Annotated in this window: 10 protein-coding genes; 4 read left to right on the top strand and 6 right to left on the bottom strand. The window is 69.6% G+C overall.

All coding sequences use genetic code 11. The annotated features are described in order from the left end of the window. The first annotated feature begins 554 nt into the window (after positions 1–554). Positions 555–1,757, top strand: coding sequence for a cytochrome P450 (locus tag AC068D_RS27590; protein ID WP_478825790.1), 1,203 nt, complete (start codon positions 555–557; stop codon positions 1,755–1,757). A 102-nt stretch (positions 1,758–1,859) separates the two neighbouring features. Here the strand turns inward: AC068D_RS27590 and AC068D_RS27595 are convergent, their stop codons facing one another. The 5 genes from AC068D_RS27595 to AC068D_RS27615 all read right to left on the bottom strand — a co-directional run bounded on the left by AC068D_RS27595 (position 1,860) and on the right by AC068D_RS27615 (position 8,425). Continuing rightward, the gene (locus AC068D_RS27595; RefSeq protein ID WP_478825791.1) at positions 1,860–2,135 is read right to left on the bottom strand and encodes an acyl carrier protein; all 276 of its coding nucleotides are present in this window, start codon (positions 2,133–2,135) and stop codon (positions 1,860–1,862) included. 32 nt (positions 2,136–2,167) lie between these two features. Further along, positions 2,168–3,910, bottom strand: coding sequence for an acyl-CoA dehydrogenase (locus AC068D_RS27600; protein WP_478825792.1), 1,743 nt, complete (start codon positions 3,908–3,910; stop codon positions 2,168–2,170). After that, positions 3,907–5,595, bottom strand: a complete 1,689-nt coding sequence (locus AC068D_RS27605) for an acyl-CoA dehydrogenase family protein (protein WP_478825793.1) — start codon at positions 5,593–5,595, stop codon at positions 3,907–3,909. The genes AC068D_RS27600 and AC068D_RS27605 overlap by 4 nt, the downstream gene beginning before the upstream one ends. Continuing rightward, on the bottom strand, positions 5,592–7,340 hold the full coding sequence (locus AC068D_RS27610; protein WP_478825794.1) for a fatty acyl-AMP ligase: 1,749 nt from the start codon (positions 7,338–7,340) through the stop codon (positions 5,592–5,594). Before AC068D_RS27610 ends, AC068D_RS27605 begins: the two co-directional genes overlap by 4 nt. A gap of 149 nt (positions 7,341–7,489) precedes the next feature. Beyond that, positions 7,490–8,425: a TauD/TfdA family dioxygenase gene (locus AC068D_RS27615; RefSeq protein ID WP_478825795.1), complete on the bottom strand. Its 936-nt coding sequence runs from the start codon at positions 8,423–8,425 to the stop codon at positions 7,490–7,492. A 480-nt stretch (positions 8,426–8,905) separates the two neighbouring features. Here AC068D_RS27615 and AC068D_RS27620 point away from each other — a divergent pair, with 480 nt between their 5' ends. Beyond that, positions 8,906–10,045, top strand: a complete 1,140-nt coding sequence (locus AC068D_RS27620) for a cupin-like domain-containing protein (protein WP_478825796.1) — start codon at positions 8,906–8,908, stop codon at positions 10,043–10,045. A gap of 660 nt (positions 10,046–10,705) precedes the next feature. After that, entirely contained in the window at positions 10,706–11,848 is a 1,143-nt protein-coding gene (locus AC068D_RS27625; protein WP_478825797.1) for a hypothetical protein, read from the top strand. 1,064 nt (positions 11,849–12,912) lie between these two features. Here the strand turns inward: AC068D_RS27625 and AC068D_RS27630 are convergent. Next, positions 12,913–15,957, bottom strand: coding sequence for an AAA domain-containing protein (locus AC068D_RS27630; protein ID WP_478825798.1), 3,045 nt, complete (start codon positions 15,955–15,957; stop codon positions 12,913–12,915). A 228-nt stretch (positions 15,958–16,185) separates the two neighbouring features. Between AC068D_RS27630 and AC068D_RS27635 the strand changes: the two genes are divergently transcribed. Then, positions 16,186–22,512 carry a protein kinase domain-containing protein gene (locus AC068D_RS27635; protein ID WP_478825799.1) on the top strand — a complete coding sequence of 2,109 codons (6,327 nt, stop codon included), beginning with the start codon at positions 16,186–16,188 and terminating at the stop codon, positions 22,510–22,512. The last annotated feature ends 25 nt before the right edge of the window (positions 22,513–22,537 follow it).

Below are 22,537 nucleotides of genomic sequence, written 5' to 3' on the forward strand. Positions count from 1 at the left end.
GGACATGCCGCATGACTGCCCAGCCCCCTTGCACACCGCTGCAACCTGATATTGCGGACTTCGTGAGCCCGCGCACGACGCAGGCGAAAGCACAAACACTTGAGCAGGGTGTCGGTTCGACCGACACCCTGGGATGCGGCCCTGAGCCGGACCAGCCCGGGACCGAATAGTCACCGTCCCGATGGAATCGCGCCAACAGTTGACGCTGCGACGTGTGCCTCTGACACCGCACACGCTTCCCCCGGCACGCACTCTCCACTGCCCAATACGTGATCCACTATGGCTCAGGGACACTGCCGCGATCAATGAGAAGTGGCTGCCCGAACGACCGCGCTGCCCGTGTCCGCCCGGTCTCCGTGAGCCGTTCAACTGCGCCGCGGCGGCGGTTGAACACGAGGGGTCCGGCGGCGTCACGAAAATGGACGCTCCGTGCGGCAGGGGGCTTCAAACCGATGCACCCCGGATGCCGAGAACTCGGCAATATTCCACCGAGACCCCGGCCGCGTGCATGATATTTCCGGTCTCGAATTCCGAGGAAACTGTGAGGCATTCCCATGCACAATGAGCCGGCCGCCCCGGCCCCGCCGATCAATCTGGTGGATCCCGGACTCTACTCGCACGGCGATCCGTTTGTGCAGTGGCGCTGGCTCCGCGCCAATGAGCCGGTGTACTGGCACCCACCGACGGAGCTTCCCGGTTTCTGGGCCCTGACCCGGTACGAGGACATCCGCACCGCCTACCGTGACGCGGAGACCTTCAGCTCCGCACAGGGCATCCTGCTCCGGCCGGACGACCACGGGGCCGACCCCGGCGGTGGCCGTACCCTCGCGCTGACCGACGCACCGCGCCATCGCCGGCTGCGTGGACTGGTGGACGAGTGGTTCTCCGTGCGCTCGGTCCGCGCGCTCGAGCACGAGATGGCGGAGATCACCCGCGGCATCGTCGACAAGGCCCTGGAGCAGGGCAGTTGCGACTTCGTGACGGATGTCGCCGCCCGGGTCCCGCTGTACGTGATCTGCAAGATGATGGGGGTGCCGGAGTCCGACTGGGAGCACCTCTACGACCTGACGAGCCAGGCCTTCGCAGCCGGCGACCCGCTCACCCGCCGGTTCGCACACCTGAATATCCTCGGCTACTTCGAGATGCTCCAGTCGGAGAAGGCAGCGAGCCCGGGCGACGACCTGGTGAGCGTACTGGCGACGGCTGTGGTCGACGGTGAGCGCCTGAGCCCCGACGACGTGATCCTGAACTGCGACAACCTGCTGGTCGGCGGCACCGAGAACACTCGGATATCCGCCGCCGGGGGCATGCTCGCCCTCCTCGAACGCCCGGAGCAGTGGCAGCGACTGGTCGAGGACCCGGCCCTGCTGCCGTCGGCGGTCGAGGAGATCCTGCGCTGGACATCCACCGCCACGCACATCATGAGAACCGCCGTACGTACGACCGAGATCCACGGCAAGAAGATCGAGGCCGGTGACCGGGTGGTCTTCTGGCTTCCTTCGGCCAACCGCGACGAGACGGTGTTCGACGACCCTGACACCTTCACCATCACCCGCAAGCCCAACCGGCACCTGGCCCTGGGCTTCGGCGAGCACTTCTGTCTCGGAAGCATGCTGGCCCGGGTCGAGCTGCGACTGCTCTACGGCGAGCTGCTCGACCGGTCCGTGCGGGTCGAGCTCGACGGCACTCCCAAGCTTCTCGACTCGATCGTCGTCAACGGCCCGGAGCGGCTGCCCGTCAGGCTCACCACGGGCTGACGGCACGGACGGACATGGGTGACGGGCCGCCGGTTTTCCGGCGGCCCGTCGTCATGGTGTTCCGGTGGAGCGGGTGGCCCGAGCGGGCCACCGCGCGTCCTGTCAGCGGCCGGCCAGCAGCGGGACCAGGGCGTCCGTGAGCGGGTCGATGGCGGGGTGGTCCCACAGCAGAGTGGGCTCGACCTCGATGCCGTAACGGTCTTCGATGTCAGCGCACAGGCTGAGCACGTACACCGAGTCGAGACCGTACTCGGACAGCGGCTGACCGGTGTCGATGTCCTCGGCCGGGAGCCGGACGTACGCGGCCACGCAGCCGCGCAGCCATTCCCGGATCTCTGCGGTGTCGACCGTGGCCGGGCGGTCGGTGATGTCGGACATGGCAACCTCCGTGGGTGCTGTATCAGTTGGGGTCAGGCGCCCGTGGGGCGGCCGGCGTGGTCGAAAGTGAGACCGGCGTCGTGACGCCGGAGGAGTTCTGCGTAGAGGGACCGGCTGAGCGGCTCGGGGAGCGGGTCGTGGTGGCGTCCGGTGTGGGCACCCAGCCGGTGCAGGGCCGCGAGTACCCAGACCGGGTCAGCGCCCAGGGCCTGCCCGCCGGCCGGCCGTTCCCACCACAGGCCCAGGCAGGCCGCGGCGGCGAGCACCGCCGCCCAGCGGCTCGTCAGGTCGAACGCGTCCGGTGGTGCGCTGGGGCCCACCTGGTCGGGGGTGAGGGTGGCTGCCGCGGTGACCAGGGCCCGTATCTCGGCGGCGTACTCCGATGCCCGGGCGGCGATCTCCGCGTCCTCGCCGGTACGCCGTTCGGCGCCCTGGAGCAGAGTGCGGGAGAGAGGGTCCCGGCCGCCCGCGGTGACCGCGAGGGCCCCGAAGTCCAGCGGTGGCAGCGGCTCAGTCGGCCGGAAGGACGTGGCGGGCAGTGCCGGGCCGACGTCCTTGTTCCAGGTCCGCCGCGCCGTCAGGGGCAGCTGGGGCAGCAGCGCGGACTGGCAGGAGACCCGGGAGGCATGACCGAAGGCCGAGGGCAGCGCGTCCCGCTGCAGCTTCTGGAACAGCGGCTGCTCCGCGGAGCGGAGGTAGAACTGCGAGCCGAGCAGCTCGGAGAGCCGGTTGACCGCCGCCATCAGCAGTGCGGGGACGAGGAGTTTGACCGCCGAGGCGTACACGGCGCACTGCGCGGGAGCGGTGTGCGCCGCGCGGGCGGCCACGGTGATGAAACCGTCTGCCAGCAGCAGGTCCGCGAACGCCTCGGCGAGCACCGTCCGGGAGAGGGACAGGTCGGCGGCGGTACCACCGTACAGACGGCGGCCGAGGGCCCCGCGCAGGGCCGTGCGCAGCGCGGTGTCGAGCAGGCCGACGGTCATGCCGGGCAGCGCGATCCGGGTGAGCTGGAAGGAACGCTGGGCCGTCTCCAGGCCGTGGCCGGGGGTTCCGACCACGGCGTCGACCGGGACCGGGCAGTCGGTGAACTCGATTCCGCCGAGCGGTACGCCGCGCATCCCGACGGTGCCGAAGCGGGGCAGGCGGGTGACCGTGCCCGGGGGCAGCCGGTCCTTCTCCAGCAGGAGCTGGGAGTGACTGCGGCTGCCGGGAGCGGTGTCGGTGCGGGCGAAGAGCACCATGGCTCCGGCCCGATCGAGGTTGGCCACCACCTCCTTGCGGCCGTTCACGCGCAGCTGCCCGTCCGGTCCGGGCAGGGCGGTCAGCTCGGCGCGCGCGAAGTCGTTGCCGTGGGCCAGCTCGTGGTATCCGCATGCCACCCGACCGCCGGAGAGCAGGTGGTCGGCGAGCCAGGTCTGCTGCTCGGTACTCCCCGCGGTCCAGACGTTGACGGCGGCCATGAAGGATCCCGCGCCGTAGCCGAGGCCCAGACAGGGATCGCGCCGGTAGACGGCGCGCATCACGCCGATGAGCTCTTCCGGGCCGGTGAACCGGCCGCCCAGGGCCTTCGGGACGAAGTGGGCGTTGAGTCCGAACGCGTCCAGCAGGTCTTCCCCGGCCGACAGCATGGAGCCGTGGGCATCGGCGGCAAGCACCGCGTCCCGGCCAACGGGACTGGCGGCGTCGCCAGCATCGCCGAACAGCGCCTCCAACCGGTCGATCGGGTCGGGGGGTGCGGCGGGGGATGCGGTCCCAGCGGGGTCGACGAGAGTCATCGGACCGGTTCCTCCACGGGTTGCGCGAGTGGCGAGACAAGGGCCTCGTAGGCGTCGGACGGCGGCCGATGGCCGGGCACCAGCAACTCCAAGCAGCGTTCCAGGGCCGCGGTCAGCTCCGCGGCTCGCTCCGTCCCGCCGGGTGCGGCGAGCAGGTGGAGGGCGGCGGCACCGGCGAAGCACGCCTCGAATCGCCGGGCCACCGCGAACGCGTCCGCGGGCGCGTTCCTGGCGGTCGGCGGTAGCTCCGCCATGGCATCCGCGAGTGCCGTCGTCTGTGCGGAGAGCATCGCGGCAAGTTCCGCCGCACGCCGCGGCACGGAACCCGCTGCCGCCAGGGTGGCGATCCGCGGGGCGACGTCCGGTACCGCCTGGACGACGCTGCAGCCCGTGCGGCTCACCAGGCGCAGGGCCGTGGGATCGAGCTCCGGCAGCGGGGTCTCGCCGATGGTCGCGGCGAGTCCGGTGGCGTCGTAGGCACCGCTACGGATGAGCCTGGCCAGGAGCGGGAATTGGGAAATGAGCAGCGATCGGTTCACTGCTGTGCTGCCGTCGAACACCGCAACGATCCGGTGGTCGCGCTCCAGCTTCTGGAACATGCCGCCTGCGTGGAAGTCCGTCAGGAAGCCTCGGGCACCGAGAAGTTCCGCCAGATCGTCGATGCTCTGCTGAACGATCCACGGCACTCCCGCCTTGACGGCCGCCGAGACCGTGCTCATCTCCCCGGTGAGACCGTGAGCGCAGCGTGCGGCCAGCAGGGCTGCGGCGTCCGCCAGGGCCATGGACGCAGCGGCTCGGCCCAGCACTCGCCGGGCCAGCGGCAGGAGCAGCAACCGGGTGCCGTAGAGGGCACGCTCGGCGGCGAAATCGCGCACCAGCCGCAGGGCGTGCTCTCCGGCACCCACGGAGAGCGCGGCGCACAGGGTGCGGGTCAGCTGCAGCGCACGCAGGACGGTCCCCAGTCCGTCGCCGGCCTCTCCTATGAGCGCGTCGGCCGGGACCGGCGCGTCGCACAGACGAAGCCCGCTGATGTCTGCGCCGCGGATCCCGTGCGTCGGCTCCTTGGGCAGCGGCTGCCAGGCCCCTTCCGGGAGTGCGGACTTGTCGACCAGGAACAGACTGAACCCGCGCGGGCCGCCGGCCGGATCGGTGCGTGCCAGGACACAGATGAGCCGACCCCGGGTGGCGTTGTTGATCGGCCATTTCTCACCGGTGAGCCGCCACTCCCCGTCCGGGCCGAGGGCGGCGGTCAGGCTTCCGGCCAGCAGATCGCTGCCTACTCCCCGCTCGGTCAGGCCCCACGAGACCACCGCGTTCTCGTCGAGCACCAGCCGGGCCATGGCCCGCTGCTGCTGCTCGGTCCCGGCGACCCATGTCGACACGGCGCCGAGGAAGGTCTTGCCGTGCGCGACGGCGACCGTCACGTCCCGGCGGGCCACCTCGCGCAGCGAGTGCAGCAGTTCGGGGAGGCCGCCCGGTACTCCGCCGAGCCGCGCCGGGACATAGGCGCGGGGCAGGCCGCCGGCGTCCAGCAGGGCGCACTCCTGGTCGGGGAATGCCTCCGCGGCGTCCAGGGCCGCGCTGCGGGTCACGCTGAACGGGCCTCCCGCCGCAGCCGCCGCGGCCATCGTGTCGGCGATCACCGCGGGGAGGGCGGAGGGCCACGCCGGTATCTCCGCGGTCACCCGGCCGCCCCTGCCATGGTCGCCTGCAGCGCGGGCGCCATGTCCGCGTACAGCGGGGAGAGCTCTCCGGCGAGGAACAAGCCGCGCATCTCGGCGCGCTGCACCTTGCCACTGGTGGTCTTCCGCACCGTCCCGGGCCTCATCAGCACGATGCCAGCGGTGTGCACTCCGAACTCCCGGTGCACGGTGGCCCGCATACCGACGGTGAGTTCGCGCAGCTGATCTTCGCTGAAGCGGCCGCGTACCTCGTGGACCAGCACCACCTCCTCCTGCGGAACGGGAACCGTGAACGCCGTTCCGGCCAGGGCCGCCAGCGGCGCGTGCCACAGCCGCAGCTCGTGTTCGATGTCGTGGGGGTACAGGTTGCGGCCGTGCACGATGAGCAAGTCCTTGGTGCGGCCGGTGACATAGAGCTCCCCATCCACCAAGGCACCGAGGTCGCCGGTACGCAGATAGGGCCCGTCCCCGTCGGCGGTGCGGGCGCGGAAGGTCCCCTCCGTCGCATCCGGACGGTCCCAGTAGCCGGACGCCACGCTCGGCCCGCGCAGCCAGATCTCCCCGGTCGTGCCGTCCGGGAGCACCCTCCGGTTCTCCGCGTCGACGATGCGCACGTCGAAGTCGGGCACGTCGCCGCAGCCGACGAGCTCGCGCACCGGAGCGTCCGGCTCGGGGTCCTGGACGAGGTGCTTCTCCAGCGCCTGCGGATCCACCGCCTGAATGCGCGGCGGCCGGGTCGAGCGGCCGGAGATGAACACGGTCGCTTCGGCCATCCCGTAGCACGGCGCGAGCTGCTCGGCCCGGAAGCCGGCAGGGGCGAACCGCTCCGCGAACTCACGCAGCGTGCTGGCCTGGATCGGTTCGGAGCCGTTGGCGGCGAACTTCCAGCGCGACAGGTCGAGTCCGGCGATCTGCGCGTCGGTGACCCGGCGCAGACACAGCTCGTAGGCGAAGTTGGGCGCGGCGGAGAAGCCGATGTCGTACTTGTCTATCAGGGCGAGCCAGTGGTGTGGACGCTTGAGGAACGCCATCGGCGACATCAGCGCGCAGGTGTTGCCCAGGAAGAGGCCGGGCAGCAGCTGCCCCATCAGGCCCATGTCGTGGTAGAGGGGGATCCAGCCGCCGAAGTTGGTCTCCTCGGTGAAGCCGAGGGCGCGCCGCAGGCTGTCCGCGTTGTGCAGCAGGTTGCCGTGGTGGACCATGACGCCCTTGGGGTCGCCGGTCGACCCGGAGGTGTACTGCAACAGCACCAGGTCCTCGGCCGAGGCGCCGGGGTCGCGCCAGCTCAGGCTGTCGCCGAACTCGGGGGCGTCGCTGGCGGCCGCGGGCAGCCCGAGTCCGGTGTCGGCGATCCACTTCTCCGTCTCGGCCAACTGGCCGGCGTCGGTGAGCGCCACGCTCACGTTCGCGTCACGGGCGATCTTCGTCACACGGCGCTGCTGGTACTGGAACTGGCCCGGCATCGGAGACGGCACCGCGACGACCCCGGCGTACAGGCATCCGAGGAATGCGGTGACGAACGGCAACCCCGCGGGGTGCAGCAGCAGCACCCGGTCACCGGGGGCACTGTTTTCCTGCAGCCAGGAGGCGACGCGGCGTGCCTCCGCGTCCAGTTCGGCGTAGGTCAGGCTCTGCGCGCCGTCGGGCGCATCGTGGTCGTGCACGAACGTGACGGCGGTCCGATCGGGCCGATCTGCTGCGTGGCGACGCAGCAGATGGAGCACGCTGGGTTCGAGGGTCAGATTCACAGGGCTCTCCTCTCCGCGCGGGCGAGCGGGCGGGCGCGGGCGAGAACCGCGAATCCGGCTGCCGGCAAGCGATGCCCGAACCGCTCAGCGCGGCGTGAAGTGTGTCGGCAGCTGGACTTGCGGTACGCGCAATCGCCGCTGTGCCGGGATTACGGATGGAAGGGCTCGGCCATCGCGACCGCTATCTTGCGCGAGCCGGTGAAGGGTTCCCGGCCGTGCGAGGTCAGCATGTTGTCGATCACGAGGACGTCGTGCTCGCGGTAGTCGAACCGCACGGTCGCGGCCCGGTAGCAGTCACGTACGTGCTCGATGACGTCGTCGGGAATGGCGCCACCGTCCCCGAAATAGGTGTTCGTCGGCAGATCCGGCTCGTCGAACATTTCGAGCAGCCCTTCTCGGATCTCCGCGTCCAGGGTGGTCAGGTGGAAGAAGGCCGCGTGGTTGAACCAGACCTGCTCGCCCGACACAGGGTGGCGGTGGACGGCCTGCCTGACCGCCGTGGTGCGCAGCCCGTCGCCCGGCAGCCATTCCGCTTCGATGCCGTTCTTCGCACAGTACGCCTCCACGGCGGCAGAGTCGTCGGTGTTGAAGACGTGCTGCCAGGTCAGCCCGATCCCGGGACGGAAGTTGCGCACCACCCGCCAGCCCCGTCGGACGAATTCCTCGCGTACGGAATCGTCGAGCCTCGCCAGTACGTCGCGGGTGCCGGCCAGCGAGGTCGCCCCGAGCGTCGACGGTGGCTGTACGCAGTAGAAGTACAGCGCCATGGGCCAGGACTGCTGGTAGGAGTTCTCGTTGTGCAGGAAGATCTCTTCGTTCGGCGGGTAGTCCGTGGAGGTGTACACCTGCCCCTGGATCGCGCTGCGCGGTGACGAGCGTTCCGTGTAAGTGAGCGGGACCCCTGACAGGGCGCGGACGACGGAGTCGAAGGCGGTCACGTCGGGAACGCAGAATCCACGCAGAAGCAGCGCACCGTGCTCGAGCAGGGAGGCCCGCAGAGATTCGCGCCGGGCCCGGACCCGCTCGACGAGACTCTCGCCCTCCTCCGATTCGATCACAAGGGGAATTGCTGTGCTGTGGCTCATGCGTTGGGTGTTCCCTTCCGAAGCGGTACGCGATTCGCCGGTGCTGGGCTGCCTGCGGGTACCGGGACGTCGCGGGGTGTTCTGCGCCCACGCGTCCGGGGCGATTCCCAGTCCTCGTACCGGGCGGTGGGCGACCGCCATCGATCTCGCGATCTCCGCGCGATCGAGCGGACCGGGACTCGGTTCTCCCGGAGTCTGCCGCAGCGGGCGGACGGGTCGCCACCTTGCCCACGCGATCAACTGCGGCGGGTGCGCCGGTTGAACGCCCAGGCCGGCGGCTCGGAGGGCGTTCGGGCACCCGTGCCCTCGACATGAACACCACTGTCGAACCATCGTGGTTCGGATCGCCCGGAGCCCGGTGACGGACTGACCCCGGCGCCGGTTCTTCATCACACGTTCCTTTCGGAAAGGAGAGCTGTCATGCCGGGAGCCCGCTCACTGGGACATGTGGAAGTCATTTCCTCACTTCCTGACGTACCCATGACCCGCGCTTCGGTCCTCACCACGACCCCGCTGATAATCCGCGGCACCGACGCGCTCGGCTCCATGCGGCAGTGGACTCCCGAGTACATTTCCGAGCGTCTGGGCGACCGTGAGGTGCTCGTCAGCATCGCGGACGCGGACGGTGCGTTCCGGTACGACCCGGACGCGCGTGACGGACTGCGGTACGAGTCGGTACGCGGATCGCAGCTCGCCGCCGAGTTCCGCAACACGGAGTCCGGCCGCCGGCTGAGCATGCAGCAGATGTCGATCACCGACGCGCTCTCCGAGCTGCACGGCGATCTGACGGTCCCCCCGTGTGTTCCGGCCGCGGTCATCACCGACATCAACTTGTGGATGGCCTCGGGCGCGTCGAACACACCCCTGCACTACGACAACATGAACAACCTGTTCGCGCAGCTCGACGGAACGAAGAGGTTTCTGCTCTTCAACCCCGCCCAGAGCGACCTGCTCTACCCGGGGCCGCTCGACATCCGCACCCGGCACCTCAGCCGCGTCGATCTGAAGGCCCCGGACCCTCGGCAGTTCCCCAGGTTCGAGGAGGCTGAGTACTGGGAGGCCGTGGTCACGCCGGGTGACCTGCTCTTCATCCCGGCCTTCTGGTGGCACCAGGTCTCCGCCCAGGAGGAACCCTCGGTCTCGGTCAACTACTGGTGGCGGGCGGACGTGCGGGACTGCGCCTGCCCGTCGTTCTACCGCCAGCTGTACATGGACCTCGTCATGGAGGACGTCCGCGGCCTGTTCCGAACACACGATCTGCGCGCGCTGGGCAGCGGCTCCGACGCCGTTCTCTCGCTCGCAGAGCGGGCGATCGACGACGGCGAGCCCGGCGTCGCGGCGAGGCTGTGCGGCGGCATGGTCATCGCCGCCGCCAAGGCCGCTTTCGCGGAACTGGGCTGCGCGGCCGAGGGCGGCGTCGATGACGCTCTCACGGAACTCGAGAAGCGTTCCCACTGGTCCCCGGGCGAGGCCGACCTCGCCCGCCGGGGGCTGGCCATGGCCGCGGCCGCACGGCCGGGCCACAGTGTCCCGGTCCCGGACGTCCGGCGGACGATCGAAGGACTCCGCGCATCTGCCCTGAAGTGGGAGCATCCCACGCAGGCCGGCGGCAGTCGCTGACCTGCCCATGAGCCGGGGTCGAACCGTTCGGGACGCCCGAGGGCTGTCCCGTGATCCCCGGCGGGCGCACGACGACGCCACGGCACTCCACCGGCCACCGATGGGAGGCACCCTCACGCCGCGTTTCGGAGTGCCCGAACACGCCCAGTACGAGAACACTCCTCCGCCTGCGATGCTTCCCCTCGGCCCTGGCGGGCCTGGGAGACCCCACGCATCCGACGCCGCGCGCTGATCCACCGGGGACCAGTTACGGTGATGCCCCGTCGAACGGCGATGCCGCCGTTCCGCCACGAATAGGCCAGTCGTGAACCTTGGCGGACCCGGAGCGGTACGGCTTGCTGTTCCGATGGTGCCCCACGTGCGAACGCCCGCAGAAGAACCAGGTCGAGCGATCGGTCGGCACGCCTGGAAATGACGATCGAGGATCGGGCCCCGGCCGTCCGCGCAGGTCTTGGCACTCCGTATGGGATGTCGAGGCAACCGATTTCGCTCAGTGATCATGGTCGAGAAATTCCACGCATTCTGCATAACCTTCGGTTGGCCTCCTCGCTCTCAATCGGAGGTCGATGGCCCCTCGAGGGCCTCTGGCCTGCACAGCAGATTCCCGGCGGGCGGGTTCCTGCAGGCACCGCACGACAAGCAACGGAGAACACCTCACCCATGTTCAAGAACACTTCCCGCAGGCTGCGCACAGTCTCGGCGCTGTTATCCACGGCAGCTCTGGGTATGGCTCTGGCGGCCTCGCCCGCGAATGCGGCGGTGACGCCCGGCTGGGAGACGCTCTCCCAGCCCATTGACAAGGCGACCTCGGAATTCCTCCCGTTCGATGGACAGAACGCCTTTGCCAAGACCACGGAGTACTGCGACGACTGCACCACGCCCACACACAAGTTGTGGCAGAAGTCCGCGGAGACCTGGAAGCAACTGACGCCGCCCGGCGAAGCCGGCTTCGAGGCGCTGACCGGTACGGCCCCTGACGACCTGTGGACCATCGGCCGCACGTACAGCCCGGGATCCGGCTTCGGGATCAACCACTACGACGGCACCAAGTGGTCGCCCAATCTCAGCCCCGACACACAGAACTTGGAGATACGCGCCGCGAAGGCCGTCAGCCGTACCAGTCTCTGGGCCGTCGGAAGCACCCAGCGCAGCGGCGAGCCCGGGAAGAAGTACCCGACTGTGACCCACTGGAACGGTACGGCCTGGAACAGCACCGAATTCCCCCAGACCGAAGGGAGCCTTGAGGCTCTCGACGTGAGGTCGGCGAACGACATCTGGGCCGTGGGCTCCCGCGGCTCCGGCAAGCCCGCCAACGAGCGCCACCAAGCGCTCGTCCTGCACTACGACGGCACCAAGTGGACCGAGATCCCAGTGCCTCCGACCCCGAAGGCGGGCACGACGCTCAGCAGGGTCATCAGCAACGGGCCGAACGACGTCTGGGTGGCCGGCAGCATCGACGACGGGCAGCCCCTGGGCGGTAGGACCGGCGCGTACGTCATCCACTGGGACGGCAAGGCCTGGAGCCACCGGGACGTGCCGATCACCAGGTGGGCCGTGGTCAGCGCCTTCGCCCACTACGGCGGGCAGCTCTACGCCGGACTCTCCGGGCTCGGCAACGACCAGAAGCTGGTCCGCTGGACCGGTTCCGCCTGGGAGCAGGTCGACGGCCTGAGTTCGCCCATCACCGGCGTCCGCGGCTTGACCACCACTGCGGACGGTTCCCTGTACGTCAACAGCTCCTGGTCGACCTTCGGCCGCGGCGTCCACCACCTGCAGCGACTCGCCCCACCCGCCGCGCGCTGACCTGCGCCACCACTTCACGGGTCACGCAGCAGGCAGGAGGAACGAAAGGAGTCCGGCGCTCCCTGCCCGGACCGAAGCCCCGGACGGATCCCCGTCCGGGGCAACAACTTCAGCGCGGACGTGACGCGGCGGCGGACACCTCGCGGTCGGCGGACGGCCGCTACTGCCTCGAGCCAGCCGCACATGGGTGCCACCGACCCTCGAAACGCCCACTGCGATTGGCCGCGTCTGGCCGGCGCGGTGCGAACTCGGCGGCGCCATCGCGACTGCGGGCCGCGGGCTGGGCAGCACTTCGCATCACCGGTACCGCGGCCCCCGTCCGTCAGGGCGGGCCGGCACCGGCTCGTGATCACTTCCGTACTGTCGACCTGGGCGGTACAACGAATCGTCACAACAGGTGAGTGGTTGTGACCAGCGTTCACCAGCTGACTGGGCGCTCGACCCGGGGTTTCCCGCTCGAGCGCCTTCCCGGGACAGGAGTCGAGAACAGATGGTGACGCCCCGTCCAAGCCGCAGCTCCCCCGGAACCCCGGCTCAGAGCCCCTTCCCCACCGCCTCCAGAATCGCCACGCACTCCACGTGGTGCGTCATCGGAAAGATGTCAGCCTGGGCGCGCTGCCGGTCGCTGAGGGTGGACCACCGATGCACAGGCTCCGCACGCACAATGCACCACCCCACTTTGGATAGGGGTCGAAAGAGTGTTCGACAGCGGTGGAAGTCCTCTGGGGCTTTTCTGGGACTTCCAGTTGCATCAACGGGCACGAGCGTGAAACAGCCGAAAGGCCATCTACGCAGGTCAGTGACTCACGGCCCCCCAGCGTGGCAGGTCACGGCGCCGCCTGGTCTCTTCCCGGGACATCTGATCACCCCTCGAAGGAAGGCCGTGGCACCCCTCCCGGCCTGCTCCGACACAAGGCTGGAAGGGGTGCGGCGGCTTCTCTGGGACTTTGAGCCGGGGACAAACCTCCAACTGCACGGAAGTGCAGCGGATGACGTGTTGAGCTGGTCCGCCTGCACACCTTTGCAACCTGCATTTCGCTCTGCTCGGCAGAAGCAGTGCGCCCTCAGGAATCGTCATCGAGACGATCCGGCAACCACCTTGACGCCTGTTCGCGGCTGACGCGGTTCGCGTCCACGTACCACTGGCGGCGTCGGTTGTCCCACCGCGCACCGAGCAAACTCTTCGCCTCATCCTTCTCGGCATAGGGAACGTTCAGGTAGAGCCGACTTCCATCCCGCGTAGTAGCCCGGCCGTCCGACGGACGAGAGGCCCTTGGGTTCCATGCGGCACGCTCCTTGCGAGCGCGCTCGATCACCCGCCCGACTCGTTCGCATGCGGCGCGGTCCGTCAGGCGCATCATCAGATCCGTCGGGCCCGAGTTGGCCAGCAGGTTGAGCGAACCGTGCCACAGCACAGCGGCATCCAGAACGAGCACCTTCTCGTGCATGCGGTCACGGAACTCCACCTGGCATCCGGCCGCTCTCAGTTCCTGGACGAGTCCTCGGACGCGTTCCACGGCCGCGTCCGAGGGCTGCTCCTCGGGCGGCCGGGTACGGACGGTGACAGTGACACCGTCCGCCACTCGCTTGGCCAGTTGTGTGGACCACGCCCGCACAGGTCGTGGGTCGAGGAAGGGACAGTAGACCTCGATGCTGCGCGTGGCCCGATCCATGTCCCAGCTCACGGCGCGAGGCACCTCGTCGGCCGGGAAGAACGCCGGCCGGGAGAGTTCCTCCTCGGAGAGCGAGGCGAGTTGTGCGGCCTCGCGGACGGGGATGAGCTGGTCGACGGAGATGCACTGGGCGTGCGCTTCGAGATGGTCGAGCATCCGTCGCGCTTCGCTGGCTGCGGAGAGGTGCTGCCGCAGATGCTCGACGTCCGCGATGACGATGAGGTGGTCCTGGGCGCGGCTGATCGCGACGTTGAGCAGACGACAGGTGTTCGAGGACAGTCCGGTTCCCTGGAAGAAGTAGCCGGGCTGGGTTCCGGCCCCTGCCGTTGTGTCGAGGATGACGATGGGTCGCTGGCTGCCCTGGAAGCGGTGCACGGTGTCGACCAGGCCCTCGAACTGTTCCCCGAATCGGTGGCCGAGGCTGCTCTTGAGCGCCTGGACCTGCTTTCTGTACGGGGCGATCACGGCAAGGCGGTCGGTCGCCCTCTCCCCGACAGGTACGTCGTCCCACTTACGGCCGGGCAGCACGCCCTCGTACTGGAGTCCGCGGACGAGTTCGTGGACGGCGGCCTCGTGAACGGTGTTGGTCTGGTGGTCGCGACCACGGATGCGTTGGCGCGAGGTGTCGACGAGGATCAGTGGCGCGTCGACCAAGGCGTTGAACGGGATCCGAGAATCGTCATCGCGCCCCGTCTTCAGCGGTGCGTCCGGGTACGCGACGGTGTTGACGAGATCGCAGATCGCGCTGCGCATGCGGTACTGGGTCTCGAGTGCGACGAGCCGCGCATCCGGCATCACCGACCCGCCCGCACTCACCAGCCCGGCACTGGAGAAAACGTCCCGGGCAGTCCATTGCCGGGCGTGCTCCCGCTCGGCCTCCGACGCTTTACGGTCGCTGTCGGCCTTCGTCACCGCCGGCAGCTGACGGAAGTCTCCGACGAACACGACCCGCTTCCTTGCCAGTCCGGCGGCGTACCAAGCGGCCGGCAGGTTGACCATCCCAGCCTCGTCGACGACGACCACGTCGACTCGGTCGAGGAGTTTGCGCACCTGCACGCCCATGGTCACGGTCGCTCCGAGGACGCGGCACTTCGAGCGTACGGTCTCCTTGATCTTCCGGCGCTGCGCTTCCAGTTCGCCGATCTGCTGCTGGATGTGCTCGGCCTGGGACGGCAAGGCCGCACGGGCGGGCAGCCCGACGAGCCTCGACTGTTCGACCGTGATCGCCTTGTCCAGTCTGTCGGCCTCGGCCGCGGCCCGGCGGAGGTCGCGGTCCGCCGCTGCCAGCCCCGTCGACGCCTGCTGGACGTCGATGCGGGCTTGGTGGAGAGCGGCCTGGGCCTTGTCGAGCTGGGCCTGCTTGCGACCGGCGAAGATGCCGCTCGGGGCTCCTGTCTTCCTGATCAGTTCCTCTTGGGCGGCGATCATGGATCGTGCGGCGTTCTGGGCCTGAAGGTGATCCCTCCGCCTGGTGCCCGCATCGTTCTGACGCCGTCGAGCAGCCGCGAGGTCCGTACGGAGACCGTCCACTCTGTCATGGACGGCGATGCCCTCTTGGGTGTGCCGCAAGGCCGTGCCGAGCTGCACGAGGGACTCGTCCAGGTGGGCGCTCAGCCGGGCACCGATCCGTTCGGCGTCGACCTGGTCGCCGTACCGGTCCCGCAGCGAGGCGCCGGCGATGGTCCCGGCGCGCTGTACGAGCCCGCTGTCGAAGCCCTCCTCATCCGAGAGCAGCTCGCATATGCGTTCCAGAGCCTGGTCCACGGCGACGTTGGTGGGAGCCAGGAAGAGCACCGAGTGCCCTTGGCGGTAGCACCCTTCGATGATGTGCCCGACGACATCGGTCTTCCCCGTCCCCGGCGGGCCCCACAGGAACAACACGTCACCGTCGAGGGCTTGTGCCACCGCCTGGCGCTGACGAGGGTTGAGCTTGAGTGACGCCCAGTTCGCAACCCATTGGGCGGTGGTTCCCGCACCTTTCCCCGGCCGCGGGTCGCCCTGTCCGAGAGCCCAGGTCGCGTGATCCGTCTGGACGGGGTGATTCGGCTGCGCCACCGTCTCCAGCCGTTCCACGAGAACGCGCCAGGTGGCCGCGTCGTCCTCCCGGATCTGCACATGGGAGGGGGTCGCCCCGAGGTCCGCCCCGGTCACGACACGCACCTTGCCCTCGGGCATGCGCGACACCTCGGCAGGCGCCCACTCGCCCGTCGACCTCGACATGCGCACCAGCGCCGCCTTGCCGTCGAGGGCGTCCAGCCACCGCTTGCAGTCGAAGAGGTACTCATGCCTGCCGTCGGCGGTGGCCACCCTGCGCCCGGCCGAGAGCGAGACCTTGCCGCCGTCCTTGCCGTCGCTGCGCAGCTCCGCTGCGATCTCCAATCGCGCGGCCGTGAGCAGTTCCTCGACCGGATACGGCAATCCCGCGGCCTCGTTCAACCCCGCCCCCCGTAGCCCACAGACCTGGCCCTCTCATGAGACCTGCGCCGAAAAGAATGACTGTAAGCAAGGGGAACAGAGGAGCGAGCCTTTCCGGCCAAGACACAACAAGAGGTGCCCGTTGACAACGTCAACAGGAAGGTGTGATGCTCGTCAACAAGGTGAAGGTATACGCTCCCTACGGAATGTACCCACCTTGTATGCGACGGGTGAGAACGGGGAGGGCCAGTGGGCCAGGAGACGGTCGCCGGGCGGTTCCGGATCACGGGGATTCTGGGCCGCGGGAACATGGGCGAGGTACACCGTGCCGAGGACCGTCAGGCCGCCCCGGACTCCCGGCACCGGCAGGTCGCCGTGAAGACCGTGCTGCGGAGCCGGACCGGGATCGCCGTCGACGCCTCGGGGTCCGGCAAGGAGATCGACCGCTTCCGCCGTGAAGTGCGGATCATGCGCATGCTGTCCCAGGGGCACCCGAACCTCACCCTGCTGATCGACGGCGGTGTGGACGAGGCTCCGGGCGGCAGCGGACTGCCCTATCTCGCCATGGAGTTGCTGGACGGCCATCCGCTCGCCGACCTCATCGACGAAGAACCCCAGCTGCCGGTCTCCTGGGTCGCCGCCCTCGGGGCGCAGCTCGCCGCCGGTCTGGCCGCCGCGCACACCGCAGGGGTCGTCCACCGCGATCTGAAGCCGGCCAATGCGATGCTGACCCGCGACGGCACCGTCAAGGTCCTCGACTTCGGTATGGGCTCGGTCGTCGACGATCCTGACCAGACGCGGCTGACCAGTACGGGAGTCAGCGTCGGCACGGCTCGCTACATGGCGCCCGAGCAGTTCCGTGCCGAGCGGGTCTCCGCGTCGGCCGATCTCTACGCGCTCGGCTGCATCCTGTACGAACTGCTGATAGGGCGGCCGCCGTTCTCCGCGAGAACCCCCTATGAGCTCTCCGAACAGCATCAGCACGAGCGGCCGCCGCAGCTGACCCTGGTGCGCCCGGACCTGCCCGCCGAGCTGGTCCGGCTGGTGGACCGCCTCTTGGAGAAGGACGCCGAACTCCGGCCCGACAACGCCGCCTTGGTCCGTGAGACGCTGGTCCCCCTCGCCTTCGCACCGGACGACACGGCCGCCCTGCTGGCTCCGCACTGGCAGGTCATGGACCCGGTGGCGCGACTGCGCGCCCTCCTCCCCCAGCCCACCCCGGCCGCACCCACGCCCGTGCCGCGCAGAGAGCCCCGTCTGCCCGAGGCGATGGACGTCTTCGGTATCCACTCCGATCTGATCAGCGAGTACGAGAGCTTCACCAGGAGCGCGACGGTGATCCGGGACGCCCGAATCGCCGGCTTCGTCGAGGACGATCTGGCGGCGAAGTCCCAGTGGCCCGACCCCTGGTTGTCGCTGAACCCGTTCTTCGCGGACGGCGGTCAGGTCACCGATCTCGTGCGGGACGGCGTGCTCCACCCGAGATGCGCGGAGATCTTCCAGGCCGACAAGAAGGAGAGCTCGCTGCGCCCCGACGGGCGTCCGCTGACCTTCCACCTTCATCAGCGGCAGGCGATCGAGGCCGCACAGGCGGGCGACTCCTACGTGCTCACCACGGGCACCGGTTCCGGCAAGTCGCTGTCGTACATCGTCCCGATCGTGGACCGTGTACTGAAGGAGCGTCAGGCGGTCGGCCCCGATGCGGGTGGCCGGGTGCGTGCGATCGTCGTCTACCCGATGAACGCGCTGGCCAACTCGCAGTTGGGCGAGTTGGAGAAGTATCTGCGCCACGGCTTCGGAAAGGGCCGGGAGCCGGTCACCTTCGCCCGCTACACCGGTCAGGAGTCCAAGGAGGACCGTCGGGAACTGCGCAAGAACCCTCCGGACATCCTGCTGACCAACTACGTGATGCTGGAGCTGATGCTGACCCGGCCGGACGACCGGTCCAGCCTGATCCGCATGGCCGAGGGGCTGCAGTTCCTCGTCTTCGACGAGCTGCACACCTACCGCGGCCGGCAGGGCGCGGACGTGGCGTTCCTGATCCGCCGGGTGCGTGAGGCCTGCCGCGCGTCCGCGACCCTGCAGTGCATCGGCACCTCGGCGACCATGTCCACCGAGGGCTCCTGGGAGGACCAGCAGCGTGAGGTGGCGAGGGTCGCCGGCCGGTTGTTCGGTACGACGGTGCTGCCGAAGCGGGTCATCGGCGAGACCCTGGTCCGGGCGACCGAGGAGGCCTCCGAGAACGTGCCCGCCGAGCGACTTCGGGTGCCGGCTGCGCCCCGCTCGTACGACGCGCTGACGAAGGACCCGCTGGCCCGCTGGGTGGAGTCCCGCTTCGGTCTGGAGCGCGAGGAAGGGACGGAACGGCTGCGGCGCTGTGCCCCGGACACCGTCGAGGAGGCGGCGGCCGAGCTGGCCGCGGCGTCCGGGGTGCCCGAGGAGACCGTGCGGGAGGCGATCCGCACGACCCTGGAGGCGGGCGCGCAGGCCAAGCATCCGGTGACCGAGCGGCCGCTGTTCGCGTTCCGGCTCCACCAGTTCCTCTCCAAGGGCGACACCGTCTTCACCACGCTCGAGGATCCGCTGACCCGGCCGCTGACCCGCACGTACCAGCTGGAGCAGCCGGACAGCGACGGCAAGCCGCTGTTCCCGCTGGCGTTCTGCCGTGAGTGCGGCCAGGAGTACCTGACCGTCTGGCGGACGGAGGAGGACGGCGCGTTCCGGTACGAGCCGCGCCGCGACACCTCCGCCTCGGGCGGCCGCGCGGGCGAGGGCTACCTGTACCTGGGCATGCCCGGCGAGGACTACGATTGGCCGGCCGATCCGCAGAAGGCCGTTGACGACCGGCGGTTGCCGGAATCCTGGCTGGAGTCGGACGCGCAGGGTGTGACGGTCGTCAAGAAGTCCTACCGGCCTCGGGTGCCCAAGCGGGTCGTCGTGGACGCCCACGGCCACGAGTCGGGTGAGGGGCTGGTGGCGGCGTTCGTCCCGGCACCGTTCCTGTTCTGTGTGCACTGCCAGGTCTCCTACGAGCAGACGCGTGGCCGGGACTTCGCCAAGCTGGCCACCCTTGACCAGGAGGGGCGTTCCTCGGCGACCTCGCTGATCTCCGCGTCGATCGTGAAGTCCCTGCGGGCGGTCCCGGAGGAGAGCCTGGGCAAGGAGGCGCGCAAACTCCTCACCTTCGTCGACAACCGGCAGGACGCCTCGCTGCAGGCCGGTCACTTCAACGACTTCGCCCAGGTGACCCAGTTGCGGGGCGCCCTGTACCAGGCCGCGGTGCGGGCCGGTGAAGAGGGCCTCAGCCACGACGACCTCGCCGAGGCCGTCACCGAGGTGATGGGTCTGACGCCCGCCGAGTTCACGGACGTCGCGAACCTCACCCCGGCCATGGAGCGCCGGGCCGTGAAGGCCTTCCGGGACGTCGTCGGGTACCGCCTCTACCGCGACCTGGAGCGCGGCTGGCGTATCACGATGCCGAACCTGGAGCAGACGGGGCTGCTCAGGATCGACTACGAGGACCTGGGCTGGCTCGCCGCCGCCGACGAGCGCTGGCAGTCCGCGCACGCCGTGCTGCGGGACGCCGATCCGGCGCTGCGCGAGGAGATCGCCCGTACTCTGCTCGATTTCATGCGGCGGGCGCTGGCCATCGATGTCCAGTACTTCCGCGACGACTTCGACACCCTGCAGCGGGCGAGCGAGGAGCGGCTGACCGGGGCGTGGGTGCTGAGCGAGAGCGACCGCCCGACTGTCGGAACCGCCTATCCGTACGGCTCGCGGCCGGGTATGGAACGCTCCGCGCTGTTCCTGTCGGCCCGTGGCAAGTTCGGCAAGTACCTGCGGCGGAACATGCCCGAGCTGCGCGAGCAGTCCGTGACTCTTGACGGCGTCCAGGGCGTCATCGAGGACCTGTTGAAGGTACTGGTCGACGCCGACCTGGTGCGCGAGGTGGACGCGACCCCCGAGCTCTCCGGCCCGGCCTACCGGCGCCGTGCGGCGCAGAAGCGCACCGGTTACCGGGTGTCGGCCGCGGCGCTGATCTGGCGGGCCGGGAACGGTGAACGCGGCGCGGTCGACCCGCTCGCGCGCACCTACAGCAGTGGCGAGGGCCCGCGCGTCAACCCGTTCTTCCGCGACCTGTACCGCACCGCGGCCGCCGAACTGGCCGGTCTGTACGCACGTGAGCACACCGCCCAGGTCCTCCCGGAGGACCGGCTGGAGCGCGAGGAGCAGTTCCGCAAGGCCGAACTGCCTCTCCTGTACTGCTCGCCGACGATGGAGCTGGGCGTGGACATCTCCTCGCTCAACGCCGTGCTGATGCGTAATGTGCCGCCGACCCCGGCGAACTACGCGCAGCGCTCGGGCCGCGCGGGCCGTTCCGGTCAGCCCGCGCTGGTGACCACGTACTGCGCGACGGGCAACAGCCACGACCAGTACTACTTCCGGCGCTCCCAGGACATGGTGTCGGGCCAGGTGGCCCCACCCCGCCTCGACCTGGCCAACGAGGATCTGGTCCGCTCGCATCTTCAGGGCATCTGGCTGGCGGAGACGGAGATGCAGCTCGGCATCGCGATTCCGGAGGTCGTCGATGTCGCCTACGACCCGGACGGGGACGACCGCCCCGATCCGCAGATGCAGCTCCCGCTCCGCTCCGACATCCTCAACCGGTCCCTGGAGGAGGACGCCCGCAGGCGCGCGGCCGCCACCGCCCGTACCGTCCTCGCCCCGCTGATCGCGGACTTCGAGTCGACCACCTGGTGGTACGACGAGTGGATCGAGGACCGGATCGAGCGGGCCCCGCAGGAGTTCGACGCCGCCTTCGACCGGTGGCGCCAGCTGTTCCGGGCCGCCGTCATCGACCAGTACGAGCAGAACAAGCGGGTCGTCGACCACACCCTCACGCAGGGCGAGCAGAGCCGGGCGCGCAGCCGCCGCCGGGAGGCCGAGACCCAGACGAACCTGCTGCTGAACCGCTCCACCGACAGCAAGTCGGTGATGAGCGACTTCAACCCGTACCGCTATCTGGCGTCCGAGGGGTTCCTGCCGGGCTACAGCTTCCCGCGGCTGCCGCTGGCCGCGTACATCCCGCGCTCCGGCAACCGCCGCAACGCCGACGGCGACTATCTGCAGCGCCCCCGCTTCCTCGCGATCCGCGAGTTCGGCCCCGGTGCGCTCATCTACCACGAGGGTGCCCGCTACCAGGTCACTCGGGTGCAGCTGCCGCCGGACGCCTCGGGCGAGCTGGCGACGGCGGAGGCCCGGCGCTGCGACGGCTGCGGCTACCACTACGCCGTCAAACCCGGCCTCGACCAGTGCGACATGTGCAAGGAGGAGCTGCGCGGCAAGCGCACCGGCCTGCTCCACCTGCACACCGTGTACACCACGCCGCGCGAGCGGATCTCCTCCGACGAGGAGGAGCGCCGCCGGGCCGGTTTCCGGCTGGAGACCTCGTACGCCTTCCAGGACCACGGCGCCCGCACGGGACGCCTCACCTCGCATGTCGCCGACGGCGACGGAGTGCCCGTTCTCGACCTGGACTACGGCGACTCCGCGACCGTGCGCATCACCAACCTCGGCCGCGTCCGCGACAAGGAGGATGAGCCGGACGGCTACTGGCTGGACCTCGGCGACGGCCGCTGGCTCAACGACCGGGCCGCCGCCGACGCCATCGAGGGCACCGGTATGCCGGTGGTCGACGAGGACGGCAACGAGAAGCGCCGTAAGAAGCGGGTCCTGCCCTTCGTGGAGGACCGCCGCAACATTCTCGTGGTCACCCTGGAGGAGCCGCTGCCCGAGCCGGTGGCGTGGTCGTTCCTGTACGCGCTGGAGCGGGGCATCGAGGCGGCGTTCGAGCTGGAGGACTCCGAGCTGACCGCGGAGCTGCTCCCGCCGGACGAGGGTCCGCGCCGCCGCATGCTGTTCACGGAGGCCGCCGAGGGCGGCGCCGGTGTGCTGCGCCGGATCCAGCACGAGCGGGGTGCCCTCGCCGAGGCCGCGAAGACCGCCCTGGAGATCTGCCACTTCGACCGGGACACCGGCGAGGACGAAGGCGGGCCGGCGGACGGCGAGAGGTGCGCCCGCGGCTGCTACGCATGTCTGCTGACCTACGGCAACCAGACACACCACCGTCAGCTGAGTCGGCACGCGGCCCAACCGCTGCTGCTGCGCCTGTCCGAGGCCCGCACCGAGCGCGAGGACCGCGGCGAGTCCCGCAGCGAGCGGTTCCGCAGGCTGGCCCCCGCGAGCACCTCGCCGACCCCGGTGGAGGCGGATCTGGCGGCCCTGGTCGCGCAGGGCGATCTGCTCGGCTGGCTGAGGGCGAAGGGCTACCGGCTGCCGGACGAGGTGAGCGTCCTCGTCCCGGAGGCCGGGGCCTGCCCGGACCTCGTCTTCCGGCTGGACGGCGCCAACCTCGCCGTATTCGTCGACCTCCCGGGCCGCACCCCCGACTCCACCCGCGACATCGAGGCCGGGTATCGCCTGGAGGACGCCGGCTGGGACGTCGTGCGGTTCCCGACGGACGCCGACTGGGACACCGTAGCGGACACCAACGCCCTCTACTTCCACCTCCGTTGATCGCACCACCTCCGTTGTTCGTCTC

Source organism: Streptomyces sp. NPDC043861 (genome assembly GCF_056435905.1).